This window comes from Synechococcus sp. PH41509 (assembly GCF_020514285.1).
Classification (GTDB): Bacteria; Cyanobacteriota; Cyanobacteriia; order PCC-6307; family Cyanobiaceae; genus Parasynechococcus.
The window spans coordinates 99,670-110,204 of sequence record NZ_VTLD01000007.1 but is presented as its reverse complement, the minus strand read 5'-3'; the positions used below and the strand labels follow the sequence as shown (position 1 = coordinate 110,204).

Genomic DNA, 10,535 nt, shown 5'->3' with positions numbered 1-10,535 from the left:
CCTCTTCAGGTGAAACGCATGCTCAGATCAAGCCAGCGGCTGCGGGTGACCGGCGCACTGGTGGAGATCAAATCAATACCGGTAGCGGCGTAGGCCTGCAGCTGTTCGGGCTGGATGCCGGAGGCCTCCAGCACCACCCCGCGGGTACTGCACTCCCGCAGGCGCGGCACCAGGGCACTGAGCTGCTGGGGGGTGAACTCATCCAGCAGCACCCCATTGGCGCCCGCCTGAACTGCTTCCAGCGCCTGGGCGTCGGTCTCTGCTTCCACAATCACCGACGTGGGCCAGGGCGCCTGCTCGCGCACGGCCGCAATCGCCGCCGTGATGCCCCCCGCCCAGGCGATGTGGTTCTCCTTGAGCATGGCCGCGTCATCGAGCCCCATGCGGTGGTTGATGCCACCACCGCAGCGCACGGCGTATTTCTCAAGCAGGCGAAGCCCAGGCGTGGTCTTGCGGGTGTCGGCAAGACGCACACCCGTGCCCTGGAGTTGGGCCACCAGCTCGGCGGTGGCTGTGGCAATGCCGGACAGCCGCATGGCCAGATTCAAGGCAGTGCGTTCTCCTGCCACCAAAGCCGTTGCAGGCCCCTGCAACTCCAACAAACATTCGCCCTCCTCGATCGGGGCGCCGTCCTCCCGCAGCAAACTCACGCTCACCCCAGGATCAAGGCGCTGGAACAAGCGCTGCACCAACGGGCCACCACAGAACCTCCCCGGCTGTTTGGCAACCCAATGGGCCTGCCCCTGCTGGCCCTTCAACGCAGCAGCCGTCAGATCACCGCGCCCGATGTCTTCCTCCAGCCAGGTCTCCAACGCAGCGGTGAGTGCCGGGGATTGCCAGTCCAAACGGTTCCTGAAGTCCGATGCATTTATTTTCCGATGCAGAAGCGCGAAAACACCCGATCCAGCACCGCTTCGGTGAGCTCTTCCCCGGTGATCTCTCCCAGGGAGCGGATCGCCTCCCGCAGATCGATGGTCCAAAAGTCCCAGGGCAGCTGCTGCGCTGCCACCTCTTGGCTGCGGGCCAGGGCCTCAGCCGCCTGGGCGGCGAGATCACGCTGACGTTGGTTCAGCGCCACCAACATGCCGTCGGTTCCTGCAGCACCACAACGCTCCAACAGGGCCTGCACCAGGGCCGCTTCTCCCGTGCCCTCCAACGCAGACAGCTGAACATCCACCGGCTGGGGGAACGACCCCGCAGGGAGATCCGCCTTGTTGGCGACAAGGATCCTGGGGATCTGCTCCGGGATGCGCGCCAGCAAGGCAGCGTCTTCTGCAGTCCAGCCCGCATGACCGTCGAGCACCAACAGCACCACATCAGCTGTGGCGAGGGCTTCCTCGCTGCGGGCAATCCCAAGCTGCTCCACCGCATCGTCGGTGCTGCGAATGCCGGCGGTGTCGAGCAGGGTGATCGGCACCCCCTCCAGAACGATCTCACTCTCCAGCAGATCCCTGGTGGTACCCGGCAGATCGGTCACGATCGCCCGCTCGCGGCGGCTCAGACGGTTGAGGAGGGAACTCTTGCCGACATTGGGGCGACCCACCAGCGCCACGCGGAGGCCCTGGCGCAGGGCATCTCCCCGCTCTCCATCCCGCACCAGCTGCTCAAGCTCGACGCGCACAGCTTGCAGCTGCTGCAGCAATGCATCGCCATCCAATGGTGGTAGATCCTCCTCGAAATCCACCCGAGCCTCTAGCTCGGTGAGCTGGTCCAACAGCCGTTCCCGTAGATCTGTGATCTGGGCCTGGATCCCGCCATCAAGGCCAGCCATCGCCAACTCGGCCGCCCGGCGGCTGCGAGCCGCCACCAGTTCACTCACCGCCTCAGCACGGGTGAGGTCGAGCCGACCGTTGAGCACCGCCCGCTGGCTGAACTCGCCAGGCAGGGCCCGACGGACTCCCGGCTGCCCCAGCACCTGTTCGAGCACCCGCTGAACAGCGATCACCCCGCCGTGGCAATGGATCTCCACCACGTCTTCGCCGGTGAAACTGCGGGGCCCGCGCATCAGCAACAGCAGCACTTCATCGAGACGCCGGCCCTCTCCATCGATCACGTGGCCATACACCACCCGGTGCGATCCCCACTCCTGACGGCCCGGGCAGTACACAACAGTGCGCCCCGCCGCTTCCGCATCAGGCCCAGAAAGACGAATCACAGCGATCCCGCCCTGACCTGGAGCCACTGCAGTGGCCACCGCCGCAATCGTGTCGGTGCTCGGCACAGCAGTCGCCGCTGGTGATCCATACCTAGGATCCTGCCGATTTCCGCACGGTTCATGCGCCGGTTGCTGCGCCTCAGTCGCCTCCGGATGCGCCGCGGGGCCCTCTGGTTATGGAGACAGGAAGGGACACCTGGGCAGCGTGCCCGCGGCCTTGCCGCAGGCGTGTTCTGCGGCTGCTACCCCTTCTTTGGGCTGCAGATCTTTCTCAGCGTGGGCGTCGCCACCGTGGTGCGTGGCAACCACCTGCTCGCCGCCGCCGGCACCCTGGTGAGCAACCCCCTCACCTATCTGCCCCTCTACTGGTTCAACTACCTGTTGGGCTGTCAGCTGCTGGGCCCCGGCCGAGGCGGGATCAACCTGGCGGAGCTCAATCGCAGCACCCTTTGGACCCAGGGATGGGACTTCACCCAACGCATCCTGCTGGGCTCCACCGTTGTGGGGATGGTGCTGGCCATCGCCAGCGGCTGGATGGCCTATCGCCTGTTTCTGCTGCGAGGGACCCATCCTGTTGTGAACCGGAGTCGCTAGCCCGTTCCCACCCGGGCAATCCCGATCACATCCGCCATCGAGCGGATCTGGTGCATGGTGCGGCTGAGCTGATCCGCCCCATCCAACTCAACCCGCAGATCAATGCGGGCCGGCCGGCCCGCTGCGGTGGTCACCCGGGCATCACTGACGTTGATGGCGCCATCGGAGAGACGCAGCAGGATGTCCTTAAGGATGCCAACGCGATCGATCACTTCGATCCGCAACTGCACTGGGAAGCGTTGCTTCTCCCGTTCGGCATGGGTGGTGTTCCAGCGCACGGGCAGACGCCGTTCCCGCGGAATCGTCTCCACGTTGGAGCAGTCCTGCCGGTGAATGGTGATGCCGTGATTGCCAAGGGCAACAGTGCCCACAATCAACTCGCCCGGCAGCGGGCTGCAGCAGCCACCGAGGCGGTAGTCCAATCCCTCCAGCCCCAGGATCGCCCCTTCGCCTCCAGAACGATCCGGCGCCACATCCCGCGATGGCACCAGAGCCATCGCCACCTCTTCGTTGCTGGGCGGGGCCTGCTGCTGTTCCGCCAGCAGACGCATCTCCTCCCGCAGACGATTGAGCGCCTGTTGCAGCGTGACATCACCAAAGCCAAGTGACGCCAGCAGGTCTTCGGTGGTGGGCACATTGCAGCGTTGCGCCACCCGCTGCATCGCCTCACTGTTCAGCAGGGCATCGAAGCCATCACGCCCAAGCTCCCGCTCCAGCAGATCCTTGCCCCGTTCGATCGTTTCATCGCGGTGGCTGCGCTTGTACCACTGGCGAATGCGGTTACGCGCCGTCGGCGTGGCCACAAAGTTCAACCAATCCAGACTGGGGTGAGCCGTCTTGCTGGTGAGCACCTGAACGAAATCGCCGTTTTGCAGCGGTGTGGCCAGGGGGCAGAGCCGATCATTGATGCGGACGCCATGGCAGTGGTCGCCGACCTCGGAGTGGATGCGATAGGCGAAGTCGACAGCGGTTGCCCCCTTGCGCAAACCGAGCAGATCACCCTTCGGTGTGAACACAAACACCTCTTCGTCAAACAGGTCTTCCTTGATCGACGAGAGGTAGTCGTTGTGATCGTCATTTCCTCCTTCCTGTTGCCAATCCACCAGCTGACGCAGCCAGTTGAACCGCTCCGCATCACTGCTGCTGCTGGCCGGCGAGCCACCTTCCTTGTATTTCCAGTGGGCCGCAATCCCGAATTCGGCCACATGGTGCATCTCAATGGTGCGGATCTGCACTTCGATCGGGCGATGCCGACCGATTACCGCCGTATGGAGGGATTGATACCCATTGGGTTTCGGCAACCCGATGTAGTCCTTAAACCGACCAGGAATCGGACGAAAGGTGTCGTGAACCACCGCCAGCGCGCGGTAACAGCTTTCGACATTGGTGGTGAGAATCCGCAACGCCGCCACGTCGTAGATCTCGTTGAACTCCTTCTGCTGACGCTGCATCTTGCTCCAAATGCCATAGAGATGCTTGGGACGACCCGTCACCTCGCAGTGCTCTAAGCCAGCTCGTTCCAGCCGCTCATTCAGCAGCCCCACCGTGACACCGAGCCGTTCCTCCCGCTCGCTGCGCTTGGTCGCCACCTCCTCTTGAATCTCACGGAAGGCCTCCGGTTCCAACAATTTGAACGCCAGATCCTCCAGCTCCCACTTGAAGCGGCCGATGCCGAGCCGGTTGGCGAGGGGTGCATAGATCTCGCGCGTTTCGCGGGCGATCCGCTGGCGCTTCTCCTCCTTCAGAGCACCAAGGGTGCGCATGTTGTGCAACCGGTCCGCCAGCTTCACCAACACCACGCGGATGTCGCTGGCCATCGCCAGGAACATCCGCCGCAGGTTCTCCGCCTGAGCTTCCGTGCGGTCGTTGAAGTGAATTCCGCCGAGCTTGGTGACACCCTCCACCAGTTCACGCACCTCTGAACCGAAGTACTGCTCGATCTGATCGGGGGTGACGTCGGTGTCCTCGACCACGTCATGGAGGAACCCAGCAGCAATCACGGGGGCACTGGCGCCGATATCCCGCAACAGATCCGCCACCGCCACCGGATGGACGATGTAGGGGTCTCCACTGGCCCGGAACTGTCCCTCGTGGAGCTGAAAACCGAAATCGAAGGCCGACACCAGCAGCGCCTCGGAATCCGTAGGGCAGCTCTGGCCGATACCGGGCGGCACATTGGCGATGCACTCCCTCAACCAGTCCGGCAGAGAGACGTCGTAGTCATCCGGATGGCGGATGGGATGGCGCCGTACTTCTGGCAACACACACGCCACCGCAGCCGAACCAGTGTTGGTTCGGGGCTCGTTGGGTGTTGAGGCGGCGTTGAGCATCCGACCCAGCGGATCAATCCATGGTATTCAGTGCAGGACCCCCCCGTCTTTCCTGCCGCACTGTTCATGGGCCGGCCTGTCCTGGAACTCGAACAGCTGCGACTGCGCTACCCCAGCAGTGAGTGCTGGACGCTGGATGGGCTGAATTTGAGCCTCGAGCCCGGGGAGACCCTGGCCTTGGTGGGATCTTCCGGATGCGGCAAAAGCACCGTGGCCCGCGCTGTGATGCAGCTGCTGCCACGGGGAACAGCCTGTGAAGGACGGCTGGACTTAACCGGCCAAGATCCACGCCAGCTGAGGCGACCGCAGTTGCGACAGCTGCGCGGTGAGGCCGTGGGCCTGGTGTTCCAGGACCCGATGACGCGGATGAATCCGCTGATGAGCGTGGGGGGACATCTGATCGACACCCTCAAGGCCCACCGCCCTGACACCAGCAACACGGCCCACCAAGAACGGGCCCGAGAGCTGCTGGAACGGGTGGGCATCGGTGCCAACCGCTTCCGCGCCTACCCCCATGAGCTCAGCGGTGGCATGCGACAACGCCTGGCCATTGCCCTGGCGATTGCCCTGGAACCACCGCTGCTGATCGCCGATGAACCCACCACCAGCCTGGATGTGGCTGTAGCAGGGCAGGTGATGGCCGAGCTCAGCGGTCTCTGCAAAGAACTGGGCAGTGCCTTGCTGCTGATCAGCCATGACCTGGCCATGGCCGCCCGCTGGTGCGACCGCATGGCGATGCTCGATAACGGACGCAAGGTGGAGGACGGCCCCAGCCATCAGCTGCTCACCAGGCCGAAGTCGTCCGTGGGGCAACGCCTGGTCGCCGCAGCACAGGCCCGGGAAGGTGGGAGGTCGCCGGCCCGTCCCGACAACAGCAACGTGCTGAAGGTGGAGGAACTGCGCTGCTGGCATGCCGTGGGTGGCACGCCTTGGTCTCCTGTCTGGCTTAAGGCAGTGGATGGGGTGAGTTTCGAGCTCAGGGCCGGGGAAAGTCTGGGAGTTGTCGGAGCATCCGGCTGTGGCAAAAGCACCCTCTGCAGAGCATTGATGGGGCTCAATCCCATCCGCGGCGGACGGGTCGACCTGCTCGGCCAGGCTCTGCTGAGCCTGCGCGGAGAAGCGCTGCGGACAGCCCGTCGGGCCCTTCAGATGGTGTTTCAGGACCCTCTGGCCTGCCTGAACCCCGCCCTGCAGGTGGCTGATGCCATCGCCGATCCATTGCTGATCCATGGGATCTGCTCCAAAGCAGCAGCCCGGGAGGAAGCGCGACGCCTGCTGGAACGGGTCGGACTCAGCCCGGCAGAGCAGTTTCAGGAGCGCCTGCCCAAGCAGCTCTCCGGCGGCCAGCAGCAGCGGGTGGCGATCGCCCGAGCCCTGGCCCTGAAACCCAAGGTGCTGATCTGCGACGAGAGCGTCAGCATGCTTGATGCCGAAGTGCAGGCGGATGTTCTGGGCCTACTGAGGGAGCTGCAGCAGGAGCTGGGCCTCGCGATCGTGTTCATCACCCACGACCTCTCGGTGGCCAGTGGCTTCTGTCACCGGGTGATGGTGCTGGACAAGGGGAAGGTGATTGAGGAGGGCCCAGGGGACCGGATCTTCAGTGCACCTCAGGCGCCGATCAGCCGGACCCTCGTTGAGGCTTGCCCAAGGCTGCCGCGCTGAACTCAGGCAGTCTTTGAAAGGTCAACCACGATCAGGTGCCGGCGCAAGGAAGCAGGAAGCACCTCACGGCGCACGGAACGGATCAAAGCCGAGAACCAAGTTCTGTTGCAACGAACCCGTATGACCATCGATCGGCCTGTGGATTATTCACCATCAAAAAGCGGATTCAGCACTTGTCCAGTGCGCCCCTGAACCTGCAACTCTCACCATCAAGCCGACGCGGCGCGCCGCCGCAACACCCCCAATAACTTCTCCATCACAGGCGGGAGGGGTGCCTCAAACACCATCCGTTCACCATTGATTGGATGGTCCAGCCCCAACTGCACGGCATGCAGGGCTTGGCCGGGCAGCTCGATCGGCAACTTTCGGCAGCGGCTGTAGGTGGGATCCCCCACCACAGGGTGATTGATGTGGGCGCAGTGGACGCGAATCTGATGGGTCCGTCCGGTGTCGAGCTTGAACCGCAGGAGGGAGTAGTCCCCGAGACGCTCCACCAGGGTCCAGTGGGTGCAAGCGTAACGACCGTTTTCAGTGCTCACCACCGCATACTTCTTGCGATCCACCGGATGACGACCGATGGCGCCGACGATCGAGCCGGACTCGCCGTCGGGCACACCGTGGACAACGGCAAAGTACTCACGGGAAGCGATCCGTTTCTGGATCTGAACCTGCAGCCGCACCAGGGCCTCCTGGCTCTTGGCGATCACGATGCAGCCGGTGGTGTCTTTGTCGAGACGGTGGACAATCCCCGGGCGCAGCTTGCCGCTGATCCCAGGCAGATCCGGGCAGTGATGCAGCAGACCGTTGACCAAGGTGCCGTCCTTGTTGCCCGGTGCCGGGTGCACCGTCAGACCTGCGGGCTTGTTGAGCACGATCAGATGGTCGTCTTCAAACAGCACATCCAGATCCATCGGCTCCGGCTTGAGGTAGGGCAACGGTTCCGGGGGCGGCATCCACAGCTGCACTTCGTCGCCCTGACGCAACGGTGTTTTGGCCTTGCCGGTCTTGCCGTTGACACGCACATAGCCCGCGTCGATGAACTTCTGAATCCGGGCTCTGCTCTGCTCCGTGCGCTGACTGACCAGCCAACGGTCCAGCCGCATCGGCAGCGGTTTGGGATACGTCAACGTGAGCAGCTCTCCCTCACCCTCCCCAAAGCGATCGGTGAAGGTCTCTTCCGGCAGCGGAGGACGCTTCCACTGCGGACTCATGCCGGCAACTCCAAGGAGATGCTGCCGAGGGCGGACTTACGGAAATCATCCAGCAGCCGCTGGGCCATGCGCGCTGTTTCCCCAGAGGTGTGGCGGGACGCTGCGGCCTCCAGCCAAAGGGCGGGGTCAGCCGTTTCACCGCTCAGGGGAATGCCATAACGCTCCTGCAGGAGCGGGAGCGTCACTCCGGCTGCGTGCTGCGATTCGGCATCAATCAACAGCTGCAGGAAGGCCTGAGCTACCAGTTCACCGTCGTAGGCGGCCTGGCCGATGTCGTCACATAGGGCGAGCCGCAGGGCCGCCTGCTGGTCATCGAGGCGAGGGGGCAAGACCCCTGGTGCATCAAGGAGATCCAGGTCTTGCCCCAGACGCACCCAACGCAGGGTTCGCGTCACCCCAGCCCGACGAGCACTGGCCACCACCTTCTGCCTCACCAAGCGGTTGATCAGGGCGGACTTACCCACGTTGGGAAATCCGAGCGTGAGGGCCCGCACCGGCCTGGGCCGCATGCCCCGGTTGCGACGGCGTTCGTTGAGCTGATCTCCGGCACGGATCGCGGCCTGCTGAACCTGCTTCACCCCAGTACCGGCCTTGGCATCACACCAAACGGTGCGCTGACCTTGGGACTTAAACCAGGCCTCCCAGGCCTCCTTGGCGGCCGCTGTGACCATGTCACGCCGATTGATCACCAAGAGGTGCTGCTTGCCCTTCAGCCAGCGATTGAGATGGGGGTGACCTGTGGCGAGAGGAATGCGGGCATCTCGGACCTCGATCACCAGATCCACCTTGTCGAGATGGCGTTTGAGCTGCTGCTCCGCCTTCGCGATGTGGCCGGGATACCACTGAATCGTTGGGGTGCTCACAAACGCAAACGCACAGAACAGGTGGCCCGCTGAAACACATTCACATTGAACTCGCCGGCGCTATCGCCGTTCACACGGGTTAATCTCACCCCGTTTTCTTACCGCACGAGACAACCCTATGGCGAAGCGTTCCCTGGCCAGCCTCCAAGCCGGCGACCTGAGCGGCAAACGCGTTCTCGTGCGGGTTGACTTCAACGTGCCCCTGAACGATGCCGGTGCGATCACCGACGACACCCGCATCCGTGCCGCCCTGCCCACGATCAACGACCTGATCAGCAAGGGCTCCAAGGTGATCCTTTCTGCTCATTTCGGACGTCCCAAGGGCCAGGTCAACGACGCCATGCGCCTGACCCCCGTGGCGGCTCGCCTGAGCGAACTGCTGGGCAAGCCCGTGACCAAGACCGACAGCTGCATCGGTCCTGATGCCGAAGCAAAGGTGGGCGCCATGGCCAACGGTGATGTGGTGCTGCTGGAAAACGTTCGCTTCTTCGCTGAGGAAGAGAAGAACGAAGCAGGCTTCGCCGAGAAACTGGCTGGCCTGGCTGATGTGTATGTGAACGACGCCTTCGGTGCCGCCCACCGTGCCCATGCCTCCACCGAAGGCGTGACCAAGTTCCTCAAGCCCTCCGTCGCCGGCTTCCTGATGGAGAAGGAGCTTCAGTACCTGCAGGGTGCTGTCGACGAGCCGAAGCGCCCCCTGGCCGCCATCGTCGGTGGCTCCAAGGTGAGCTCCAAGATTGGCGTGCTCGAGGCCCTGATCGACAAGTGCGACAAGGTGCTGATCGGCGGCGGCATGATCTTCACCTTCTACAAGGCCCGCGGCCTCGCAGTGGGCAAGAGCCTGGTGGAAGAGGACAAGCTGGAACTGGCCAAAGAGCTGGAAGCCAAGGCCAAGGCGAAGGGCGTGCAGCTGCTGCTCCCCACCGATGTGATGCTGGCCGACAACTTCGCCCCCGACGCCAACAGTCAGATCTCTGACATCAACGCCATTCCTGATGGCTGGATGGGACTCGACATCGGCCCCGACTCAATCAAGGTGTTCCAGGACGCCCTGGCCGACTGTCAAACCGTGATCTGGAACGGCCCCATGGGCGTGTTCGAGTTCGACAAGTTCGCCGCCGGCACCAACGCGATCGCCACCACCCTGGCGGACCTGAGCGGCAAAGGCTGCTGCACGATCATCGGCGGCGGTGATTCCGTTGCAGCCGTTGAGAAAGCTGGCCTGGCCGAGAAGATGTCCCACATCTCCACCGGTGGCGGCGCCAGCCTTGAACTGCTGGAAGGCAAGGTGCTGCCCGGTGTGGCTGCCCTCGACGCCGCCTGATTGGACGTTCAGGCCTGGAGCTTCCGGCCTTTGGCATCGCGCTTCTTGCCGGTGCGCGCCGGAAGCCCCAGCTGATTCCGAACCTTGTTCACGTACGCCCGGTAGTCCTGCTTGAGGGACTTCTGGGCTTTTTTCTTCTGCTGGCGACACGTCTTCAGCTCTTCCGCGGATGCTGCCGCATCAATACAGAGCTGGTGGCTCTGCAGCAAATCCAGTCGACGCTGGTAGTTGTCTTTGAACCAAGTCTTACGGGCCTGGAACAGAACCTTGTTCTGCTCGGGTGACTGGTCACGCCCAGCCACTGCCGCTGGGACCAGCGTGATTACCGGTGCTGCCATCAGTGCAGCCAGAGCCAGGGAGGCGGTGGAGATGCGCATGGATGAAGCCGTCGCAATG

At 63.6% G+C, this 10,535-nt stretch carries 9 protein-coding genes; 3 read left to right on the top strand and 6 right to left on the bottom strand.

Annotated elements, in window-relative coordinates; genetic code table 11:
• Positions 1 to 5: 5 nt before the first annotated feature.
• Positions 6 to 845: a carboxylating nicotinate-nucleotide diphosphorylase gene (gene nadC, locus FZZ88_RS03735; protein WP_166016393.1), complete on the bottom strand. Its 840-nt coding sequence runs from the start codon at positions 843 to 845 to the stop codon at positions 6 to 8.
• A 23-nt stretch (positions 846 to 868) separates the two neighbouring features.
• On the bottom strand, positions 869 to 2,221 hold the full coding sequence (gene mnmE / locus FZZ88_RS03730) for a tRNA uridine-5-carboxymethylaminomethyl(34) synthesis GTPase MnmE (protein WP_166016391.1): 1,353 nt from the start codon (positions 2,219 to 2,221) through the stop codon (positions 869 to 871).
• Between the two features lie 54 nt (positions 2,222 to 2,275).
• On the opposite strand from mnmE, the gene FZZ88_RS03725 reads away from it, so the two are divergent.
• On the top strand, positions 2,276 to 2,749 hold the full coding sequence (locus tag FZZ88_RS03725; protein WP_166016390.1) for a DUF2062 domain-containing protein: 474 nt from the start codon (positions 2,276 to 2,278) through the stop codon (positions 2,747 to 2,749).
• Here FZZ88_RS03725 and FZZ88_RS03720 read toward each other — a convergent pair.
• Positions 2,746 to 5,079 (bottom strand): bifunctional (p)ppGpp synthetase/guanosine-3',5'-bis(diphosphate) 3'-pyrophosphohydrolase, encoded by a 2,334-nt coding sequence (locus tag FZZ88_RS03720; protein WP_166016388.1) that lies wholly within the window; start codon positions 5,077 to 5,079, stop codon positions 2,746 to 2,748. The genes FZZ88_RS03725 and FZZ88_RS03720 overlap by 4 nt on opposite strands.
• A 66-nt stretch (positions 5,080 to 5,145) precedes the next feature.
• On the opposite strand from FZZ88_RS03720, the gene FZZ88_RS03715 reads away from it, so the two are divergent.
• Entirely contained in the window at positions 5,146 to 6,741 is a 1,596-nt protein-coding gene (locus FZZ88_RS03715) for an ABC transporter ATP-binding protein (protein ID WP_166016386.1), read from the top strand.
• Between the two features lie 209 nt (positions 6,742 to 6,950).
• On the opposite strand, the gene FZZ88_RS03710 is transcribed toward FZZ88_RS03715, so the two are convergent.
• Together FZZ88_RS03710 and ylqF are read right to left on the bottom strand one after the other, a co-directional pair.
• Entirely contained in the window at positions 6,951 to 7,952 is a 1,002-nt protein-coding gene (locus FZZ88_RS03710) for an RluA family pseudouridine synthase (RefSeq protein WP_166016384.1), read from the bottom strand.
• On the bottom strand, positions 7,949 to 8,815 hold the full coding sequence (gene ylqF, locus FZZ88_RS03705; protein WP_166016382.1) for a ribosome biogenesis GTPase YlqF: 867 nt from the start codon (positions 8,813 to 8,815) through the stop codon (positions 7,949 to 7,951). The genes FZZ88_RS03710 and ylqF overlap by 4 nt, the downstream gene beginning before the upstream one ends.
• A 118-nt stretch (positions 8,816 to 8,933) precedes the next feature.
• Here ylqF and pgk point away from each other — a divergent pair, with 118 nt between their 5' ends.
• Positions 8,934 to 10,139 carry a phosphoglycerate kinase gene (gene pgk, locus FZZ88_RS03700; protein WP_166016380.1) on the top strand — a complete coding sequence of 402 codons (1,206 nt, stop codon included), beginning with the start codon at positions 8,934 to 8,936 and terminating at the stop codon, positions 10,137 to 10,139.
• A gap of 8 nt (positions 10,140 to 10,147) precedes the next feature.
• Here pgk and FZZ88_RS03695 read toward each other — a convergent pair whose 3' ends face one another.
• Positions 10,148 to 10,516 (bottom strand): hypothetical protein, encoded by a 369-nt coding sequence (locus FZZ88_RS03695; RefSeq protein ID WP_166016379.1) that lies wholly within the window; start codon positions 10,514 to 10,516, stop codon positions 10,148 to 10,150.
• Positions 10,517 to 10,535: the final 19 nt, after the last annotated feature.

Bases quoted from the DNA above. Each gene is read 5' to 3' on its own strand.
- FZZ88_RS03725 (WP_166016390.1), top strand. From the start codon at position 2,276: ATGCGCCGGTTGCTGCGCCTCAGTCGCCTCCGGATGCGCCGCGGGGCC.
- FZZ88_RS03720 (WP_166016388.1), bottom strand. From the start codon at position 5,079: ATGCTCAACGCCGCCTCAACACCCAACGAGCCCCGAACCAACACTGGT.
- FZZ88_RS03715 (WP_166016386.1), top strand. From the start codon at position 5,146: ATGGGCCGGCCTGTCCTGGAACTCGAACAGCTGCGACTGCGCTACCCC.
- FZZ88_RS03710 (WP_166016384.1), bottom strand. From the start codon at position 7,952: ATGAGTCCGCAGTGGAAGCGTCCTCCGCTGCCGGAAGAGACCTTCACC.
- pgk (WP_166016380.1), top strand. From the start codon at position 8,934: ATGGCGAAGCGTTCCCTGGCCAGCCTCCAAGCCGGCGACCTGAGCGGC.
- FZZ88_RS03695 (WP_166016379.1), bottom strand. From the start codon at position 10,516: ATGCGCATCTCCACCGCCTCCCTGGCTCTGGCTGCACTGATGGCAGCA.